We start from the raw sequence: 18,424 nt of genomic DNA, 5'->3' as shown, positions 1-18,424 counted from the left end.
CCGCCCCGGCGGCACGACCGTCTGCCGCTTGCGACAATGCCCCCATGGGAAAGTCCAGGAGCGGCCGACGCGGCCAAGGGGTCGCCGAAGCCGTCGTGGAAGCCGTCGACGGCGGCCTCGCCGAGCTCATACCCGACCGGGAGCGCGCGCGTGCCTGGACGCTGCTGATCGACGGGGCACCGCAGTCGCACGTAGACCTGGACGACCCGGGGTATCTCTCCTTCGAGTACCAGCGCCGCATCGGGCACGTCATCGACCTGGTCGCCCCGCCCGGGAAGCCCGTCCACGCCGTGCACCTCGGCGGAGGGGCGTTCACTCTCGCCCGGTACGTCGCAGCCACCCGACCCCGCTCCACCCAGCAGGTCGTGGAGCGTGACGCGGCCCTCGTGCAACTGGTCCGCCGCGAGCTGCCGTTGGACCCGAACGCGCGGATCCGGGTGCGCTCGACGGACGCCCGTGAGGGGCTCGCCAAGGTGGCCGACGGCTGGGCCGATCTCGTCGTCGCGGATGTGTTCAGCGGGGCCCGTACCCCGGCCCACCTGACCTCGACGGAGTTCCTCGACGAGGTCCGCAGGGCCCTCAAGCCCTCCGCCGTCTACGCCGCCAACCTCGCCGACGGCCCCCCGCTCGCCCATCTGCGCGGCCAGATCGCCACGGCCGCCGCCCGCTTCGAGCACCTCGCCCTGATCGCCGACCCGGCTGTCCTGCGCGGCAAACGCTTCGGCAACGCGGTCCTGGTCGCCTCCGACGCCCCGCTCCCCGTCCCCGAACTCACCCGCCGGGCCGCCTCCGACCCGCACCCCGGCCGCGTCGAACACGGCAAGGCCCTCACCGACTTCACGGGAGGGGCCACGCCGGTGACGGACGCGGCGGCGGTCGCCTCACCCGCGCCGCCGCCGTCGGTGTTCCGCTAGTACGCCCCGCGCGTCTAGTACGTCCCCACCTCGACCCGAGGCGCGCTGTCGTGCCAGGTGCAGAACACCGACACCCGGTCCGCGCCCGACGCGAACTCCACCCGGATCCACGTCTCCGTCTTCCACACCTGCATCGACCAGCCCGCGCCCGGAGTCGCCGACACCAGGGTCGCCGAGGCCTTGCCGAGGTCGAAGACCACGCGGCCGCCCTCGGTGTCGTAGCTCTTGACCTGGCCCGATGCGGTGGGGGAGGGGCTCGGGGTCTTCGTCGGCGTCTTCGAGGGGGCCGGTGCCGGGGTGCGGGACGGCTTGCGCGACGGGCTCGTCGACGGTGTCGCCCGTGCCGTCGAGGACGCCAGCGGCTTGGACTCCTGGGTCGTCGCGTCGGCCGCCGTGATCGGCAGGGCGCGCGGGGGGTCGTAGGCCGTGCCCGCCATCACCGTGTGGACACCCCACCACGACAGCGTGACCGCCGCGCCCGTGGCGAGCGACCAAGCCAGTACGTGTATGAGTCCTCTGCGCATCGCGGGCCATACTGCCTCACCTGTCCCATGCGTTGTCCACAGCGCGGAGTTATCCACAGGGCCCGGATGGGGCTCCCTCGCATGGCGTACGGTGCGGCGCATGGCAAGTGTGCTCGTGGTCGAGGACGACCAGTTCGTACGCTCGGCGCTGATCCGGCATCTCACCGACGCCGCGCACACGGTGCGCAGTGTCGGTACGGCACTGGAGGCGCTGCGCGAGGTCGCCCATTTCCGTTTCGACGTGGTCATCCTCGACCTCGGTCTGCCCGACCTGGACGGGTCCGAGGCGCTGAAGATGCTGCGCGGCATCACCGACGTCCCTGTGATCATCGCCACCGCGAGGGACGACGAGGCGGAGGTCGTGCGGCTGCTCAACGCGGGCGCGGACGACTACCTGACCAAGCCGTTCTCGGTCGAGCACCTGTCCGCGCGGATGGCCGCCGTCCTACGACGGGCCCGTGCCGCCGTCGGCGAGGCGCCGCCCGAGTCCGTGTTCCGGGTCGGCGGTCTCGTCGTCGACCCGCTGCGCCGCCAGGCCGAGCTGGACGGTGTCCGTCTCGACCTCACCCGCCGCGAGTTCGACCTGCTGGCCTTCCTCGCCGGCCGCCCCGGTGTCGTCGTCCCCCGCAAGGAACTCCTCGCCGAGGTGTGGCAGCAGTCCTACGGCGACGACCAAACCATCGACGTCCATCTGTCCTGGCTGCGCCGCAAGTTGGGCGAGACCGCCGCGCGACCGCGCTATCTGCACACCCTGCGAGGTGTCGGCGTGAAGCTGGAGCCGCCGCTATGAGATGGGCACTCGTCAAGGTCTGCCTCGCCGTCACCACCATGGTCGTGGTCGCCTTCGCCGTCCCCCTCGGCCTGGTCATCAAGGAGATGGCCCGGGACCGCGCCTTCTCCAACGCCGAGCGCGAGGCCGCGGCCGTCGCCCCCGCCCTGTCCATCACCACCGACCGGGACCAGCTGGAGCGGGTCGTCGCCTCCGCCGGCTCGGAGGCCGAGATGGCCGTGCACATACCGGCGGCCGCCGGCGCCCAGGCCGTGGACATCGGACGGCAGCGAGCCGCCGACGGGGACATCGCGACCGTACGGAAGCTGGGCCGCGCCTCCACCAGCGAGGTGGACGGCGGGTCCACGCTGCTCCAGCCGGTCGCGCTCAGCTCCGGCGAGATCGCGGTCGTCGAGGTCTACGTCCCGGAGTCCGAGGTCAGCAACGGCGTGGCCATGGCGTGGGCGGTGCTCGCCGGGGTCGGCGTCGCGCTGATCGTCGGCTCGGTCGCGGTCGCGGACCGGCTGGGCGTACGGATGGTGCAGCCCGCCCAGCGGCTCGTGGAGGGCGCGCACGAACTGGGGGAGGGGAAGCTGGGGTCGAGGGTGCCCGAGGAGGGGCCGACCGAACTGCGGCTCGCGGCGGTGGCGTTCAACTCCATGGCCGACCAGGTCGTACAGCTGCTGGCGAACGAGCGGGAGCTGGCGGCCGACCTGTCCCACCGTCTGCGTACCCCGCTGACCGTGCTGCGGCTCAACACGGCCTCGCTCGGCGACGGGCCCGCCGCCGAGCAGACCCGGGCCGCCGTCGCCCAGCTGGAGCGCGAGGTCGACACCATCATCCGGACGGCGCGGGAGGCCAAGCCGCAGACCGCGGCCGCCGGGCCCGGTGCCGGGTGCGACGCCGCCGAGGTGGTCCGGGAGCGGATGGCGTTCTGGTCCGCGCTCGCCGAGGACGAGGGCCGCAAGGTGCGGGTGGCCGGTGTGGAACGGCCGGTGCGCATACCCGTGGCCCGTGCCGATCTCGCGGCCGCGCTGGACGCCCTGCTCGGCAATGTCTTCCGGCACACCCCGGAGGGCACCGCCTTCGCGGTCGACGTGCACAACGGCGAGGACGCGGTGATCGTGCTGGTCTCGGACGCGGGGCCCGGCATCCACGACCCCGAGGCGGCGATGGCCCGTGGGCGTGGGTCCGGGAGCGCCGGGTCGACCGGGCTCGGCCTGGACATCGTGCGCCGGCTCGCGGAGGAGACCGGCGGGGACGTACGGATCGGCTCGTCGGTGCTGGGCGGCACCGAGGTGCGGATCTGGATCCAGCTGGACGGGCGCGAGCGCACACCCGGCCGGGGGCACCGAGGGAGCGTACGACGCCGCCGACCCGGCAGATTGGTCTCGACCTTTAACCGGTCCCGATCCCTTCCTTAAGCGCGCCCTAAGATCCTCAACCCCCGTCCCGAACAGGCCTTTTGCCCGATTCGAGCTCGCTAGCGTGCTGCCGCACCCCACCCCCGAACAACGAAGGCAGGCACGTCATGAGCACGCACCGGCGCAAGGTGAGCGGCAGAAACAAGGTGATCGCCGGGGCCGTCGCCGCGGCCGTGGTCGGCGGCGGTGCGATCCTGCTCACCGGTACGGCTCAGGCGGCCGGGGTCGGCGCCGCGTACACCAGGACCAGTGACTGGTCGACCGGCTACACCGCGCAGTACGTCGTGACGAACAACAGCGGGGGAACGCAGACGGACTGGACCCTGGAGTTCGACCTCCCCTCCGGTACCGAGCTCAGCTCGCTGTGGAACGCCGAGTCGAGCGTCAGCGGCCGGCACGTCACCGTGACGCCGCCGAAGTGGGACACCGACGGGATCCGGGCCGGAGAGTCGGTCACCGTCGGCTTCGTCGTCAACGGCGGCGCGGACCCGACCGGTTGTCTCATCGACGGGGACACGTGTTCCGCGGACGGCGGCGCGACTCCGGAGCCGACCGGCCGCCCCACACAGAGCGCGCCCCCGACCCCGACCCCGACGCCGACCCCGACCGCTACGGTCACCCCCACGGCTTCCCCCTCGCAGAGCACCGGCACCGGCACCCCGACGAGCGCCGGCTTCGCCCCCTACGTCGACACCTCCCTCTACCCCGCCTTCGACCTGGTCGCCACCGCCGAGGCCACCGGCGTCAAGGACTACAACCTCGCCTTCGTCACCGACGGCGGCGGCTGCACCCCGAAGTGGGGCGGCGTGACCGACCTCGCGAGCGACGCCGTGGCCGCCCAGATCGGCGCGCTGCGGGCCAAGGGCGGCGACGTCCGGGTGTCGTTCGGCGGCGCGGCGGGCTCCGAACTGGCGACGACCTGCTCGTCGGCGACCGCGCTGGCGACCGCGTACGAGAAGGTCGTCGCCGCCTACGACCTCACCAAGGTCGACTTCGACGTCGAGGGCGGTGCACTGCCCGACACCGCGGCGAACACCCGCCGCGCCCAGGCCATAGCCGAGCTCCAGAAGGACCACCCGGACCTGGACGTCTCCTTCACCCTCCCGGTGATGCCGGAGGGCCTGACCCAGGCGGGCGTGGACCTGCTCGCCGACGCGAAGAAGAACGGCGTCGGCATCACCACCGTCAACATCATGGCGATGGACTACGGCCCGGCCTACAGCGGCGACATGGGCACCTACGCCGAACAGGCCGCCACCGCCACCCAGGCCCAGGTCAAGAGCGTCCTCGGCCTCTCCGACAGCGCCGCCTGGAAGGCCGTGGCCGTCACCCCGATGATCGGCGTCAACGACGTCACCACCGAGATCTTCAAGGTCGACGACGCCACCCAGCTGGTGAACTTCGCCAAGTCCAAGGGCCTCGGCTGGCTCTCCATGTGGTCGGCCACCCGCGACAAGCAGTGCCCCGGCGGCGCGAAGAACTACGCCGACGCCACGTGCAGCTCGATCGTCCAGGCCCCGCACGCGTTCTCGAAGGCGTTCGCGGCCTACAACTGACGCCCCCCCCACGGGCCGGGGCGCGGCATCCCCCTCGGATGCCGCGCCCCTCCCCCGTCCGTGGTGGTCCGGCCGCCGCTAGACCTCCGGAACCGGCGGCAGCGTGCCCGAACGGGCCGCCTGGCTGTACCAGAGGGCGCTCGACTTGGGCGTACGCGCGAGGGTCGCGTAGTCGACGTAGACCGCGCCGAAGCGCTTCTCGTAGCCGTACGCCCACTCGAAGTTGTCCAGCAGGGACCACAGGTAGTAGCCGCGCACGTCCGCGCCGTCGGAGACCGCGCGGCGGACCGCGGCGAGGTGGCCGTGGAGGTAGGAGATCCGCTCCGGGTCGTGGACGCGGCCGTCGGGGTCGGGCTTGTCGTCGTAGGCCGCGCCGTTCTCCGTGATGTACAGCGGCAGACCCGGGGCCTCGCGCGTGTAGCGCATGATCAGCTCGTGCAGACCGGTCGGGTCGATCGACCAGCCCATCTCCGTGCGCTCGCCCGGAGTCTGGTGGAAGGCGACGTCGTCCGCGCCCGGCCACGGGGAGAAGTCGCTCGCCCCGTGGCCGTCCGCGCGCGGACCGCTCAGATCGGTGTCCGCCGCCGACACCAGCGCCGGCGTGTAGTAGTTGAGGCCCAGCGCGTCCAGCGGCTGGTTGATCGCCCGCAGATCGCCGTCCTCGACGTACGACCAGTCCGTGATCAGCTCGGTCGCCGCGAACAGCGACTCCGGGTAGGCCCCGTGCAGGATCGGACCGTGGAAGACCCCGTTGGCCAGGTCGTCGATCTTCCGAGCCGCGGCCAGGTCCGCCGGGTCCTGTGAAACCGGGCGTACCACCGAGGAGTTGAGGCTCAGCGCCACCGAGTTGCGGGCCGGCATCGCCGCGCGCAGGGCCGAAGTGGCCAGCCCGTGCGCCAGGTTCAGATGATGGGCGGCCTTCAGCGAGGCCGCCGGGTCGGTGCGGCCGGGTGCGTGCACCCCGGACGCGTAGCCCAGGAAGGCGCTGCACCAGGGCTCGTTGAGGGTGATCCACTGCTCCACCCGGTCGCCGAGCGCCTCGCCGACGATCTGCGCGTACTCGGCGAAACGGTAGGCCGTGTCACGCTCCGGCCAGCCGCCCGCGTCCTCCAGCTCCTGCGGCAGATCCCAGTGGTAGAGGGTGACGGCCGGCTTGATGCCCTTGTCCAGCAGCTCGTCCACCAGGCGGCGGTAGAAGTCCAGACCGACCTGGACCGCCGGGCCACGGCCCGTCGGCTGCACCCGGGACCAGGAGATCGAGAAGCGGTACGCGTTCAGGCCGAGGTCCGCCATCATCGCCACGTCGTCGCGGTAGCGGTGGTAGTGGTCGACAGCGATGTCACCGTGCTCGCCGCCGGCGGTCTTGCCGGGCGTATGACTGAAGGTGTCCCAGATCGAGGGCGTACGGCCGCCCTCCCGCACCGCCCCCTCGATCTGGTACGCCGAGGTCGCGGCGCCCCAGAGGAAGGCGGGGGGAAAGGTCACCGGGGTCGCCGGCGTAGCGGGCTCAGGCATGGAAGCGCTCCCATTGGAGGTCGAGGAGACCGACGGGTAGATGGGGGGAAGGGAAGGGGCCGAGGCGGCGGTGACCCGGCCCCCTGGACAGCGAGGGTCAGCCCTTGACGGCGCCCTGCATGATGCCGCCGACGATCTGCTTGCCGAAGATCGCGAAGACGATCAGCAGCGGCAGCGTGCCGAGCAGCGCGCCGGCCATGATCAGGGACTGGTCCGGGGTGTAGCCGCGGCCCAGACCCGCGACCGCGACCTGCACGGTCGGGTTGCCGTTCTGGGTCAGGACCAGGAACGGCCACAGGAAGTCGTTCCACGTCTGCACGAACATCAGCATGCCGAGCACGGCCATCGCGGGACGTGCCGCCGGGAACACCACGTGCCAGATCACGCGCCAGCTGCTCGCGCCGTCGACCCGGGCCGCCTCGATGATCTCGTCGGGCAGCGCCTGGAGCAGGTACTGCCGCATGAAGAACACACCGAACGCGCTGACCAGCGAGGGCAGGATCACCGCCTGCAACTGGTCGGACCAGTCGAGCTTGGCGACCATCATGTACAGCGGGATCACGCTCAGCTGCGGCGGCACCATCATCGTGCCGATGACGATCAGCATCATGGCGTTGCGGCCCTTGAACCGCAGCTTGGCGAAGGCGAACCCGGCGATCGTGGACAGCACGACGATGGTGATCGCCGAAATGCCCGCCACGAACGTGGTGTTGATGAACGCCTCGCCCAGGTTGGCGTCGTTCCAGGCGATCTCCAGCTTGTCGAACAGCCCCGAACCGAACCAGAACGGCGGCGGGTTCTGCGCCAGGCGCTGGTTGTCGCGCGAGGCCGCGATCGCCGTCCACACCAGCGGGAACAGCGAGCCGACGGTGAACAGGGCGAGGATCACGTACGCGATCGGCCCGGCGTGCAGGGTGCCGCCCGCACGGGCGGCCTTGGGACGTCGTACCTTCTTCGGCTCCTTGGGAGGAGTGTCGGAGGGCGGAGTCAGTGTCGTCGTCACGGCCGGTTCTCCTAACTACTGGCGCGCAGCCGGCGCGAGATGACGTAGTTGACGATCCCGATGACGATGAGGATCAGGAACATCGTCCACGCGATCGCGGAGGCGCGGCCCAGGTGTTGGTTGACCCAGCCCTGCTCGTACAGATACAGGCCGAGCGTCTGGAACTGGTGCTGGGCTCCGCCGGAGGCTCCCTTGTTGGCGTCGAACAGCAGTGGCTCGCCGAAGAGTTGGGAGGCGCCGATGGTGGAGACGACCACCGTGAACAGGATCGTCGGCCGCAGCGACGGCAGCGTCACATGGAAGAACTGCTGCCAGCGGTTGGCCCCGTCCAGGGCCGCGGACTCGTACAGATCCTGCGGGATCGCCTGCATCGCCGCCAGATAGATCAGCGCGTTGTAGCCGGTCCAGCGCCAGATGACGATCGAGGAGACCGCGATCTGCGAGGCCCACTTGTCGTTCTGCCAGTCGATGTTGTCGATGCCGACGGAGTTCAGCGCCCAGTTGATCATGCCGTAGTCACGGCCGAACAGCAGGACGAAGACGAGCGAGGCGGCGGCGATCGACGTCGCGTACGGGGCGAGCATCGCGACCCGGTAGAAGGTCGAGGCACGCAGCTTGTAGTTGAGGATGTGCGCGAGGCCCATCGCCATCAGCAGCTGCGGGACCGTCGAGATGATCCCGATGGTCAGCGTGTTCTTCGCCGCGTTCCAGAAGAAGTCGTCGTCGAAGATCCGCGTGTAGTTGCGGAAGCCCACCCAGTTCATGTCGGTGGGCGCGGTCAGCTCCACCTGGTGCAGCGAGGCCCAGCCGGTGTAGATCAGCGGGAACAGGCCGAACGCGAGGAACAGCAGGAAGAACGGCGAGACGAACGCGTACGGGCTCCAGCGCATGTCCCGCTGCCAGCGGCGGGACAGCCGTGCCCGGCGGCGCTCCTCCGTGGAGGGCCCCGCGGGCGGGCGGGCCGGGGCCGCGCCCCCCTCCTTGGCGGGGGGCGCGGCAGCGGTTTCGTGCCCAGTGGTCATACGGGTCACTGGTCCAGGTTGTTGTCGATGGTCTTGACGGCGTTGTCCCAGGCTTCCTTGGCGGACTTGCCCTGGGTCACCAGGATGACGCCGTTGTCGGTCAGACCCTGCTGGATGATCTGGTCCTTCGGGCCGATCGTCTGCACGGGGATGTTCTTGGCGGCCTCGGCGAAGATCGTGCCGATCGGCGCGTCACCCGTCATGTCGTTCTTCGCGTTCTTCACCTCGGTCGAGTCGTACGCGGCCGGGGTGCTCGGGAAGCTGCCCTGCACGCCGAAGAGCTTGGCCTGCTGCTCGGGCGCGGTCAGCCAGGCGGCCAGCTTCGCCGCTTCCTCGGTGTTCTTGCCGGACTTGGGCACCGTCAGGAAGGACCCGCCCCAGTTGCCGGACTTCGGGGCCTGGGCGATGTCCCACTTGCCGGCCGCCTCGGGCTTCGACTTGCCCTTGATGTAGCCGAGCATCCACGGCGGGCAGGACATCGCGGCGAACTTGCTGTTGGCGATCGTGGTGTCCCAGGCGGGCTGGAACTGGGTCTGGTTGCCGATCAGTCCGTCCTCGGCCGCCTGCGCGGTGAGGTCGAAGGCGCTCTTGACGGCCGGGTTCGTCTTGTAGATGACCTCGCCGGAGGCGTCGTAGAACCGGTCCTTCTCACCACTGAGGATCGCCTGGATCAGACCGCCGGGGGAGTCGAGGAACGTGGTGCCCTTGGGCGCCTTCGCCTTGTACTGCTTGCCGACGTCGACCAGCTTGTTCCAGTCGCCGGCCCACAGCTTGCCGACCTCCTCGCGGTCGGTGGGCAGGCCGGCCGCCTTGAACAGGTCCGTGCGGTAGCAGATGGCCATCGGGCCGATGTCCGTGCCGACACCGATGGTCTGGCCGTCCTTGGTGGTGGCCTGCTCCCACTTCCATTCCAGGTAGTCGCTCTTCTTGCCGTACTTCGACAGGTCGAGCAGCTTGTCGGACTGGGTCCCGACGATCTCGGCGATGTTGCCGACCTCGACCATCTGGATGTCCTGGAGACCACTGTTGGTGGTGAGGTGGTTGATCAGCGCCGGGTAGTAGTTCTCGTTGCGCTCGACGACGGTCTGCTGGATGTCGATGTCCGGGTGGAGCTTCTCGTACTCCTTGTACAGGCCCGACTCCTCGAAGCCGGCGGTGCCGAAGAGGCCGAGCGTGATCTTGGTCTTGCCGCCGCCGCCCTCGGACGACGAGCCTCCGGTGTCGTCCTTACCGTCGTCGGCACAGCCGGCCAGCAGCCCGGCGCCCAGCGACGCGACGGCCGCGAGGACCACCACCCTGCGACGGGCGGTTCGGGTACGTGCTCGCATTGCGTCCTCCTGTTGCCCTGACGTGCCGACCCCCCGGCCAACTGCATTGTTGGGCCCGTTAGTTCTCGCGGCGGCTCGGGCGGGGAACGTGCGGGATGTGTATGTGTCAGGTACTGTGGGAGCGCTCCCATCAGTGATGAGTTGAAGAGTCGTCGGTCTTGGCGGGGGTGTCAAGGGAGTCGGCGAGGAGATGTGTCTTCAGTTATCGGCCTGTTAACTAACTCCAGGGGTTGATCTTCCAGCCTGTCCGGCGTTCGAGGACGAGGCCCGTTCAGGGCCGAAGCGGGGGTCTGCGGGCGGCAGCCCCCAGGGGGCGTTCACATGTCCAACGGGACTGTTAGATTCCAGGCCAGCGTGATGACGACGGCGGAGGGCGGAGCCCATGGCAACCCACGGAGCGCGGGGCCGGAGCGGTGGCCGGCCGACCCTCGAAGAGGTGGCCGCGCGTGCCGGAGTCGGCCGCGGCACGGTCTCCCGGGTGATCAACGGCTCGCCCCGGGTCAGCGACGCGACCCGCGCGGCGGTGGAGGCGGCGGTCGCGGAGCTCGGCTACGTCCCGAACACGGCGGCGCGTGCGCTGGCGGCCAACCGCACGGACGCGATCGCCTTGGTCGTCCCCGAGCCGGAGACCCGGTTCTTCGCCGAGCCGTACTTCTCGGACATGCTGAAGGGCGTCGCGGCCGAGCTCTCCGAGACGGAGATGCAACTGCTGCTGATTTTCGCGGGCAACGACCGTGAAAGGCAGCGCCTGGCCCAGTACTTGGCGGCCCATCGCGTGGACGGGGTGCTGCTGGTCTCGGTGCACGCGGACGACCCGCTGCCGGATCTGCTGTCCCAGCTGGAGATACCGGCGGTGATCAGCGGTCCGCGCTCCGCGGCCGAATCGCTTCCCTCGGTGGACTCGGACAACTACGGCGGCGCCCGGCAGGCGGTGGAACACCTGCTGTCCCGTGGTCGCACCCGCATAGCGCACATCACCGGACGCCTCGATGTGTACGGTGCCCAGCGCCGTATCGACGGTTACCGGGACGCGCTGCGCGAGGCGGGCCTGGAGGCGAACGAGAACCTGATCGAAGCGGGTGACTTCACCGAGGAGGGCGGCACCCGCGCGATGGCCGCGCTGCTGGGCCGCGTCCCCGACGTGGACGCGGTCTTCGCCGCCTCGGACGTCACGGCGGCGGGCGCCCGCCAGGCCCTGCGCGAGGCGGGCCGCCGTATCCCCGACGACGTCGCCCTCGTCGGCTACGACGACTCCGCCATCGCCCGCCACATGGACCCGCCCCTCACCAGCGTGCGCCAGCCCATCGCCGAAATGGGCCGCCACATGATCGACCTCCTCCTCACCGAGATCGCGGACCGCCGCCCGGCGGCCTCGCGGGGGTTGGAGAGACGCCAGGTGGTCCTGGCCACGGAGCTGGTGGAGCGTACGTCGTCCTAGGGCAGCCGCCAACCCCGTGGGAACGCGCGGAAGTCGGCGGGAGGCTTCAGGCGCTCAGCGACAGCCGCCAGACCGTCTCCCCGTCGTGCTGTTCACCGGTGGGGAGCAGGCCCGCCGCCGTGGCCACCGCCGCCGAGGCGGTGTGGTCCGGGTGGATGTGGGCCGTGATGGTGCGGACGTACTGGCGGACCAGCCAGGTCACCAGTCCCCTTGCCGCCTCCGAGGCGAGGCCCTGGCCCTGCCAGGGGGTGCCGATGATCCAGGCGATCTCGGCGGAGTGGCGGGCGGTGATCGTGGCCTGGACGGTGCCGATGAGGGTGCCGTCCGTGTGCCGGCGCAGGACCCAGTTGAGCCAGGAGACCGTCGGGTCGGGGGAGCCGGCGACCAGGCGTTCGTAGCGTGCCCGCAGCTGCTCCACGGTCAGGGGCGTTCCGCCGATGAAGGTGTGCAGGGCCGGGTCGCCGAGCACGGCCGACATCTCCTCGGCGTGGTCCACGCGCAGCGGGAGGAGGTCGAGGCGGGCCGTGCGGATGAGTTCGGTGTGCACGTGGACTCCCGGGAAAGCGAATCAGCCGGTGACCTCCGCAGGGAGGTCACCGGCTGATTACTCAGGGTGAGTGACGGGACTCGAACCCGCGGCATCCTGGACCACAACCAGGTGCTCTACCAGCTGAGCTACACCCACCATGACCGGTGTTCCGCTGTGCGGTTTCCCCCGGCCGAGAAAAAGTGTACAGGGTCCGAAGGGGTGCTCGCGCCCGGCTTTTCCAGCGCCCCTCCGGTGGACCCTCACGTGCCTACTGAGCAGGCAGGACGTACTTCGCGGCGATCGTCTTCGCGGTGTCCGAGTCGGGGCCGGGCTGCGGCACGAACACGGCCTCGCGGTAGTAGCGCAGCTCCGCGATGGACTCGCGGATGTCGGCGAGGGCGCGGTGGTTGCCGTTCTTCTCGGGGCTGTTGAAGTAGGCCCGCGGGTACCAGCGCCGGGCCAGCTCCTTCACCGAGGAGACGTCGACGATCCGGTAGTGGAGGTAGTCCTCCAGCGTCGGCATGTCCCGGAGCAGGAAGCCGCGGTCCGTGCCCACGGAGTTGCCGCACAGGGGGGCCTTGCCGGCCTCCTTGACGTGCTCCCGGATGTAGGAGAGGACCTGCTCCTCGGCCTCGGCCAGCGTCGTGCCGCCGGCCAGCTCGTCGAGGAGCCCGGACGCGGTGTGCATCTGACGCACCACCTCCGGCATCGTCTCCAGCGCCTGGTCCGGCGGTCGGATGACGATGTCCACTCCTTCGCCGAGTACGTTCAGCTCGGAGTCGGTGACGAGGGCGGCAACCTCGATGAGCGCGTCGTCGGACAGCGAGAGGCCGGTCATCTCGCAGTCGATCCACACCATGCGATCGTTCATGCGACCACCCTAAAGCTGACGTCGCCTTTTGGGAGGCCCGGCGGTGCGGCGACCTGAGCGCACGCCGAACGCCGGACGGGACAAGTCGGTCATCCCGTCCGGCGTCGCGCTACGCCGTCACGATCCGCTGCGCTGCCCCGGCAGGCTCGCCGACAGCTGGGCCGCCGGGCCCATCGCGCTCGCCGCCGCCGTACGCCGGGTCTGGAGCGGGACCGGGCCGCCCTCCGGATGGAGAACGGGTGCCGGGCCCACCGGGCCCGTCGCTCCGTCGCTCTCGGTCGGCCTGTCGCTCTGCGGACGCCGCGCCCGGTACGCCGCGCGGTACGCCGCCGGCGACGAGCCCAGCTGGCGCCGGAAGTGCCCGCGCAGCGCCACCGGCGAACGGAAGCCGCAGCGCCCCGCGACCTCGTCCACCGAGTAGTCCGACGTCTCCAGCAACCGCTGCGCCTGGAGCACCCGCTGGGTGATCAGCCACTGCAACGGCGCGCTGCCGGTGAGCGAGCGGAAGCGGCGGTCGAACGTACGACGGCTCATGTACGCGCGTGCCGCCAGCGTCTCCACGTCGAACTGCTCGTGGAGGTGCTCCAGCGCCCAGGCGACGACCTCGGCGAGCGGGTCGGCGCCGATCTCCTCAGGTAAAGACCTGTCGAGATAGCGCTCCTGACCGCCGGAGCGGCGCGGCGGGACCACCAGGCGCCGGGCCAGCGCGCCCGCCGCCTCGTTGCCGTGGTCCGTCCGCACGATGTGGAGACAGAGATCGATTCCGGCCGCGGTACCGGCCGATGTCAGTACGTCGCCGTCGTCGACGAACAGTTCGCGTGGATCCACGTGCACCGACGGATAGCGCTTGGCCAGCGTCGGCGCGTACATCCAGTGTGTCGTCGCGGGACGGCCGTCCAGCAGGCCCGCCGCGGCCAGCACGAAGGCGCCCGTGCACAGCCCGACGATGCGGGCGCCCTCTTCGTGCGCCCGGCGCAGCGCGTCGAGCGCGTCCTCCGGCGGCGGTGAGGTGATCGAACGCCAGGCCGGCACGACGACCGTGCCCGCCCGTGAGATCGCCTCCAGGCCATGTGGCGCGGTGAGTTCCAGGCCCCCTGTGGTCCGCAGTGGGCCTTCCTCGCCGCCGCACACCAGCAGGCGGTAGCGCGGCACGCCGGCGTCCTGGCGGTCGATCCCGAACACCGACAGCGGTATGGAACTCTCGAAGATGGGGCCGCCGCTGAACAGCAGCACCGCGACGATCTCCTTGCGGCGTCGCCCGGAAAGTTTCCGGGCCGCGGCTTCCGGCGCGGCAGTGGAGTCGTGGCTCATACTGCTAAGCCCCCCTCGGTGGTCGCGGCTCCTCGGTTGTGTCGCTCCTGCACGTTTCCCCTCGGTCCTGCACGAGTCCCCCGCCGTAAGACGTCAAGATCGAATCTACTGTGTCCAGTGGTGCCGGGGTGACCAGTTCGGCAACCGGCACATTGTCGACATGGCAACTTGGCGTGAAGCATTCGATCACGAAGCGTTGCACTCGCGGGCCGTGCAGGGAAGTGCGCCTCGTCGTAGTGGCCAATCCACGTAGGGTGCGGGGGGCCTTGGAGACCCTTTCCGTGCAGGTCGAACGGGGGGTGGGGGGTGGTGGGGGCAACGGATGCGCGGTGGCCGGAAGTTGGCTGAAAAGATACGGGTCCGTGCATGGAAACCGGTCAAGCGACCGGTGAGTTTCCCCCAGTGTGACGACCGCCTCGATGGCTCCCGGTTCCGGTCCTGTGACGACGGCCACGATGGGGGGCGTGTTCCTCGGTGAGCAGCCGGGCCGCACCGCGCTCCGACTGGCGCAGCAGGACCCGGCAGACGGCCGTGACGGCGGCCAGGCCGAGGGCGGTGCCCGCCGCGCCGGCGAGCGAGGTGCCGTACCAGAGAAGGACCACGGGGACGAGGACGCAACTGAACACCGCCCAGCGGACCACGTCCGTGGCGGAGTCCTCGGAGGGGGGTCGGTGTCCGGACATGCGTTGCTCCCTGGGGCGTGACTGCCGGGTTCAACGCGTGTTCGAGCGGTCGGTCACTGCGCGTACGGCCGCCGGCACCGTACGGCGGCGTGAATCCTGTGCAAACCGCCTGTACAGCGCAGCAACCATTGCGTTACGGGCGCACCCTCGTGCATGCTCCCTGGAACCCCCACCGACCGTGCGCGGGATCTGGGCTAAGGAGGCGTGCCGCCGTACCCTTGGGGGTATGGGGTTGGGAAGATGATTCCCGGACACAGCTCCGCCGCACACTGTCGTCCCTCCCAAAAAGGATCACAACGCCGAGACAGCCATGGCCGGTCACGAATTCTTTGAACCCGCGGACCGCAAGCGGCCCGTCGCCGACCCCACGGCGGCCGAGCCCCTGGCGGCGGAAGAGCCACGCCATTCCTGCGACCCCGCCTTCAAGCACGGCGTAGTGGTCGGCTTCGACGGCTCCACATCCAGTGAGCGCGCGCTCGCGTACTCCATCGGCATGGCCCACCGCTCCGGCTCGGGCCTGATCATCGTCCATGTCGCCAACCGGCTGCCCACGACCGTGTGGGCGGGCTGCGAGCCGCCGGTCTTCGTCGATGTGCCCGACCATCGCACCGAGGTGCTCGGACTCGAACTCGCCTGCGCGGACTATCTCGCCGAGGTGCCGTGGATCCTCGTCGAGCGCGGCGGCGACATCTGCCATGAACTCGAAGAGGTCGGGCGGGAGTACGAGGCGGACGCGATCGTCGTCGGTTCCACGCACGGGCTCGTCGGGCGGATCTTCGGGTCCGTGGCGGGGCGGCTCGCGAAGCGGGCGAAGCGGCCTGTCGTTGTGATTCCGTAACTCGCCGTTGTCCCAGGTGAGATGGCGCCTGGGAAGGGCTGGAACCCCCTTGTGCAGTGCGTAAATCTACTGGCGCGTAGAGGTGTTTGTGCGCTTGTGAAGGGCATATATCGCACACACCGCACAACTGCACAGCAAGAAGGGAGCCCGCCGTGGACAATGACGTCTCCGCGGGAGCAACCACCACCATCGTCGGCCGACTCGCCCTCGGGATCACCCTCCTGGCGTTCGGCCTCGGCCACACCGACGTGATCGACGGCGTGACAGCCGCTGACGCCGTGTCAATCGCCCAGTACGTGGGCGGAATCGCCCTCTTCGTCGCCGGACTCCTGGCCCTGCGTGACGGTGACACCGTCGGTGGTACGGCGTTCTCGGCGCTCGGTGCCCTCTGGTTCACGTGGGCCGTGTCCGCCGACAACCAGGTGTCCGCCAATGCGGCAGGGCTGTTCCTGCTGCTGTTCGCCCTCGTGGCGCTGTCTCTGACATTCGCCGGTGGGGACCAACTCGGGCAGGGGACCTACGGGTTGTTCTCTGTCTCCCTGGTGCTGCTCGCCATCGCCCAGTTCGCGGAGAACGACGGGCTGGCCAAGGTGGGTGGATGGTTCGCCGTCGCCGCGGGTGCGGTGGCCTGGTACGCGGCGACTGCGGCTCTGGCGCATTGGCCGACGGTGCTTCCGAAGCGGGCTGCGGGCCGGGGCGTGACGGCAACCGGCTGACTGGCAGCCGACGCCGGGGTATTGGGCGGCCCCGGCGATGAAAACGGACCCCCACGTGAGGTGGCACACGTGGGGGTCCGTTCTGTGGTCTGGCCTGTGCGGGAGCGTCGTGGTTGCTCGCGCAGTTCCCCGCGCCCCTAGGTGTCTTATTCCACCGTTACTGACTTTGCGAGGTTGCGCGGCTTGTCGATGTCCCGGCCAAGGGCCAAAGCCGTGTGGTACGCCAGGAGTTGGAGGGGGATGCCCAGCAGGATCGGGTCCAGTTCGTCCTCGTTCTTCGGGACGACGATCGTGTGGTCCGCCTTTTCCTGGTGCTGGTGGGCGACCGCGAGGATCTTGCCGCTGCGGGCCTTGATCTCCTCCATGGCGGCGCGGTTCTTCTCCAGGAGGTCGTCGTCGGGGACGATCGCGACCGTGGGGAGGGCGGGCTCGATCAGGGCCAGGGGGCCGTGCTTGAGCTCGGAGGCGGGGTAGGCCTCGGCGTGGATGTACGAGACCTCCTTGAGCTTCAGGGAGGCCTCACGGGCCACCGGGTAGCCCCGGACGCGGCCGATGAAGAGCATCGAGCGGGCGTCGGCGTACTGCTCGGCCAGCTTCTTGATCTCCTCCTCGTTGTCGAGGATCTCGGAGATCTGCTGGGGCAGCTTGCGCAGGCCCTCGATGATGCGCTTGCCGTCGCGGACCGAGAGGTCACGGGTGCGGCCCAGATGGAGCGCCAGCAGGGCGAAGGCGACCGTGGTGTTGGTGAAGCACTTCGTGGAGACCACGCAGACCTCGGGGCCCGCGTGGACGTAGATGCCGGAGTCCGCCTCGCGGGCGATCGCCGAACCGACCACGTTCACGACGCCGAAGACCCGCGCGCCCTTGCGCTTCAGCTCCTGGACCGCGGCGAGGACGTCGTACGTCTCGCCCGACTGGGAGACCGCCACGTACAGCGTGTCGGGGTCCACGACCGCGTTGCGGTAGCGGAACTCGGAGGCCGGCTCGGCGTCCGCGGGGATGCGGGCCAGCTCCTCGATCATCTGGGCGCCGATCATGCCCGCGTGGTACGAGGTGCCGCAGCCGAGGATCTTCACCCGGCGGATCTGGCGGGCCTCACGGGCGTCCAGGTTGAGGCCGCCGAGGTGCACGGTGGAGAAGCGGTCGTCGATGCGGCCGCGCAGGGCGCGGTCCACGGCGTCGGCCTGCTCGAAGATCTCCTTGTGCATGTAGGTGTCGTGGCCGCCCATGTCGTAGGAGGCGGCCTCCCACTCGACGGTGGTGGGCTCCGATGTCGTACGGGTGCCCTCCGTCGTGTACGTGCGGAAGTCGTCGGCCTTGAGCGTGGCCATCTCGCCGTCGTCGAGAGTCACTATCTGCCGCGTGTGGGTCACGAGGGCGGCGATGTCCGAGGCGACGAACATCTCCTTCTCGCCGATGCCCAGGACGACCGGGGAGCCGTTGCGGGCCACGACGATGCGGTCGTTGAAGTCGGCGTGCATCACCGCGATGCCGTACGTGCCCTCGATGACGCGCAGCGTCTCGCGGACCTTGTCCTCCAGCTTGACCGCCTGGGAGCGGGCGATGAGGTGGACGAGGACCTCGGTGTCGGTCTCGGAGAGGAACTCGACGCCGTCCGCCTCCAGCTTGCGGCGCAGGTCGGAGGCGTTGTCGATGATGCCGTTGTGGACCACGGCGACCTTGAGGTCGGCCGACATGTGCGGGTGGGCGTTGACGTCGGAGGGGGCGCCGTGGGTGGCCCAGCGGGTGTGGGCGATACCGGTCGTGCCCTTGAAGCGTGCCGGGACCTTGGCCTCCAGGTCACGGACCCGGCCCTTGGCCTTGACCATCTTCAGGCCCGCCGTCTTCGGGGACGTGACGACGATGCCCGCCGAGTCGTAGCCGCGGTACTCCAGGCGCTGGAGGCCCTCCAGAAGGAGGGGGGCCACATCACGCTTCCCGATGTATCCGACGATTCCGCACATATATATGTATTCCGTTCCT

17 protein-coding genes and 1 tRNA gene are annotated in these 18,424 nt (G+C 70.0%); 7 read left to right on the top strand and 11 right to left on the bottom strand.

Going from position 1 to position 18,424, the window contains the following annotated elements; all coding sequences use genetic code 11:
* Positions 1-44 precede the first annotated feature (44 nt).
* Positions 45-914, top strand: a complete 870-nt coding sequence (locus ACFY0U_RS04115) for a spermidine synthase (protein WP_388629811.1) — start codon at positions 45-47, stop codon at positions 912-914.
* A gap of 14 nt (positions 915-928) precedes the next feature.
* Here ACFY0U_RS04115 and ACFY0U_RS04110 read toward each other — a convergent pair whose 3' ends face one another.
* Positions 929-1,438: a hypothetical protein gene (locus ACFY0U_RS04110; RefSeq protein ID WP_388629809.1), complete on the bottom strand. Its 510-nt coding sequence runs from the start codon at positions 1,436-1,438 to the stop codon at positions 929-931.
* A 100-nt stretch (positions 1,439-1,538) separates the two neighbouring features.
* On the opposite strand from ACFY0U_RS04110, the gene ACFY0U_RS04105 reads away from it, so the two are divergent.
* From ACFY0U_RS04105 to ACFY0U_RS04095, 3 genes are all read left to right on the top strand, one after another.
* Entirely contained in the window at positions 1,539-2,228 is a 690-nt protein-coding gene (locus ACFY0U_RS04105; RefSeq protein WP_388629806.1) for a response regulator transcription factor, read from the top strand.
* Entirely contained in the window at positions 2,225-3,631 is a 1,407-nt protein-coding gene (locus ACFY0U_RS04100; RefSeq protein ID WP_388629803.1) for a sensor histidine kinase, read from the top strand. The genes ACFY0U_RS04105 and ACFY0U_RS04100 overlap by 4 nt, the downstream gene beginning before the upstream one ends.
* Before the next feature lie 107 nt (positions 3,632-3,738).
* A complete protein-coding gene (locus ACFY0U_RS04095; protein WP_388629801.1) occupies positions 3,739-5,187 on the top strand; it encodes a cellulose binding domain-containing protein in 1,449 nt (482 codons plus the stop codon).
* 78 nt (positions 5,188-5,265) lie between these two features.
* On the opposite strand, the gene ACFY0U_RS04090 is transcribed toward ACFY0U_RS04095, so the two are convergent.
* The 4 genes from ACFY0U_RS04090 to ACFY0U_RS04075 all read right to left on the bottom strand — a co-directional run bounded on the left by ACFY0U_RS04090 (position 5,266) and on the right by ACFY0U_RS04075 (position 10,055).
* Positions 5,266-6,702, bottom strand: coding sequence for a GH1 family beta-glucosidase (locus tag ACFY0U_RS04090; RefSeq protein WP_388629798.1), 1,437 nt, complete (start codon positions 6,700-6,702; stop codon positions 5,266-5,268).
* Positions 6,703-6,799: 97 nt separating this feature from the next.
* The gene (locus tag ACFY0U_RS04085; protein ID WP_388629796.1) at positions 6,800-7,705 is read right to left on the bottom strand and encodes a carbohydrate ABC transporter permease; all 906 of its coding nucleotides are present in this window, start codon (positions 7,703-7,705) and stop codon (positions 6,800-6,802) included.
* A gap of 11 nt (positions 7,706-7,716) precedes the next feature.
* Positions 7,717-8,727, bottom strand: coding sequence for a carbohydrate ABC transporter permease (locus tag ACFY0U_RS04080; protein ID WP_388629794.1), 1,011 nt, complete (start codon positions 8,725-8,727; stop codon positions 7,717-7,719).
* A 5-nt stretch (positions 8,728-8,732) separates the two neighbouring features.
* Positions 8,733-10,055 (bottom strand): extracellular solute-binding protein, encoded by a 1,323-nt coding sequence (locus tag ACFY0U_RS04075; protein WP_388629791.1) that lies wholly within the window; start codon positions 10,053-10,055, stop codon positions 8,733-8,735.
* A gap of 382 nt (positions 10,056-10,437) precedes the next feature.
* On the opposite strand from ACFY0U_RS04075, the gene ACFY0U_RS04070 reads away from it, so the two are divergent.
* A complete protein-coding gene (locus ACFY0U_RS04070) occupies positions 10,438-11,493 on the top strand; it encodes a LacI family DNA-binding transcriptional regulator (protein ID WP_388629789.1) in 1,056 nt (351 codons plus the stop codon).
* Positions 11,494-11,539: 46 nt separating this feature from the next.
* On the opposite strand, the gene ACFY0U_RS04065 is transcribed toward ACFY0U_RS04070, so the two are convergent.
* From ACFY0U_RS04065 to ACFY0U_RS04045, 5 genes are all read right to left on the bottom strand, one after another.
* A complete protein-coding gene (locus ACFY0U_RS04065) occupies positions 11,540-12,040 on the bottom strand; it encodes a GNAT family N-acetyltransferase (protein WP_388629786.1) in 501 nt (166 codons plus the stop codon).
* Between the two features lie 65 nt (positions 12,041-12,105).
* Positions 12,106-12,178 (bottom strand) — tRNA-His (locus ACFY0U_RS04060).
* Positions 12,179-12,290: 112 nt separating this feature from the next.
* Positions 12,291-12,893 (bottom strand): oligoribonuclease, encoded by a 603-nt coding sequence (gene orn / locus ACFY0U_RS04055; protein ID WP_388629783.1) that lies wholly within the window; start codon positions 12,891-12,893, stop codon positions 12,291-12,293.
* 117 nt (positions 12,894-13,010) lie between these two features.
* Positions 13,011-14,204, bottom strand: a complete 1,194-nt coding sequence (locus ACFY0U_RS04050; protein ID WP_388629781.1) for a helix-turn-helix domain-containing protein — start codon at positions 14,202-14,204, stop codon at positions 13,011-13,013.
* 377 nt (positions 14,205-14,581) lie between these two features.
* Positions 14,582-14,887: a hypothetical protein gene (locus tag ACFY0U_RS04045; protein ID WP_388629778.1), complete on the bottom strand. Its 306-nt coding sequence runs from the start codon at positions 14,885-14,887 to the stop codon at positions 14,582-14,584.
* A gap of 310 nt (positions 14,888-15,197) precedes the next feature.
* Here ACFY0U_RS04045 and ACFY0U_RS04040 point away from each other — a divergent pair, with 310 nt between their 5' ends.
* Both ACFY0U_RS04040 and ACFY0U_RS04035 read left to right on the top strand, forming a co-directional pair.
* Positions 15,198-15,725 carry a universal stress protein gene (locus ACFY0U_RS04040; RefSeq protein WP_046260901.1) on the top strand — a complete coding sequence of 176 codons (528 nt, stop codon included), beginning with the start codon at positions 15,198-15,200 and terminating at the stop codon, positions 15,723-15,725.
* Positions 15,726-15,877: 152 nt separating this feature from the next.
* The gene (locus ACFY0U_RS04035; RefSeq protein ID WP_388629776.1) at positions 15,878-16,441 is read left to right on the top strand and encodes a GPR1/FUN34/YaaH family transporter; all 564 of its coding nucleotides are present in this window, start codon (positions 15,878-15,880) and stop codon (positions 16,439-16,441) included.
* A gap of 146 nt (positions 16,442-16,587) precedes the next feature.
* Here the strand turns inward: ACFY0U_RS04035 and glmS are convergent, their stop codons facing one another.
* Positions 16,588-18,405, bottom strand: coding sequence for a glutamine--fructose-6-phosphate transaminase (isomerizing) (gene glmS, locus ACFY0U_RS04030; protein WP_388629773.1), 1,818 nt, complete (start codon positions 18,403-18,405; stop codon positions 16,588-16,590).
* Positions 18,406-18,424 lie beyond the last annotated feature (19 nt).

This window comes from Streptomyces sp. NPDC001536 (assembly GCF_042894505.1).
GTDB lineage: Bacteria > Actinomycetota > Actinomycetes > Streptomycetales > Streptomycetaceae > Streptomyces.
Note: the sequence above shows the minus strand (reverse complement) of the source record. Positions and strands in the feature narration are given on the sequence as shown.

Coding starts and splice junctions, on each gene's coding strand:
- orn (WP_388629783.1), bottom strand. CDS start 12,893: ATGAACGATCGCATGGTGTGGATCGACTGCGAGATGACCGGCCTCTCG.
- ACFY0U_RS04115 (WP_388629811.1), top strand. CDS start 45: ATGGGAAAGTCCAGGAGCGGCCGACGCGGCCAAGGGGTCGCCGAAGCC.
- ACFY0U_RS04090 (WP_388629798.1), bottom strand. CDS start 6,702: ATGCCTGAGCCCGCTACGCCGGCGACCCCGGTGACCTTTCCCCCCGCC.
- ACFY0U_RS04070 (WP_388629789.1), top strand. CDS start 10,438: ATGGCAACCCACGGAGCGCGGGGCCGGAGCGGTGGCCGGCCGACCCTC.
- ACFY0U_RS04075 (WP_388629791.1), bottom strand. CDS start 10,055: ATGCGAGCACGTACCCGAACCGCCCGTCGCAGGGTGGTGGTCCTCGCG.
- ACFY0U_RS04110 (WP_388629809.1), bottom strand. CDS start 1,438: ATGCGCAGAGGACTCATACACGTACTGGCTTGGTCGCTCGCCACGGGC.
- ACFY0U_RS04040 (WP_046260901.1), top strand. CDS start 15,198: ATGGCCGGTCACGAATTCTTTGAACCCGCGGACCGCAAGCGGCCCGTC.
- glmS (WP_388629773.1), bottom strand. CDS start 18,405: ATGTGCGGAATCGTCGGATACATCGGGAAGCGTGATGTGGCCCCCCTC.
- ACFY0U_RS04080 (WP_388629794.1), bottom strand. CDS start 8,727: ATGACCACTGGGCACGAAACCGCTGCCGCGCCCCCCGCCAAGGAGGGG.
- ACFY0U_RS04050 (WP_388629781.1), bottom strand. CDS start 14,204: ATGAGCCACGACTCCACTGCCGCGCCGGAAGCCGCGGCCCGGAAACTT.
- ACFY0U_RS04095 (WP_388629801.1), top strand. CDS start 3,739: ATGAGCACGCACCGGCGCAAGGTGAGCGGCAGAAACAAGGTGATCGCC.
- ACFY0U_RS04105 (WP_388629806.1), top strand. CDS start 1,539: ATGGCAAGTGTGCTCGTGGTCGAGGACGACCAGTTCGTACGCTCGGCG.
- ACFY0U_RS04100 (WP_388629803.1), top strand. CDS start 2,225: ATGAGATGGGCACTCGTCAAGGTCTGCCTCGCCGTCACCACCATGGTC.
- ACFY0U_RS04045 (WP_388629778.1), bottom strand. CDS start 14,887: ATGTCCGGACACCGACCCCCCTCCGAGGACTCCGCCACGGACGTGGTC.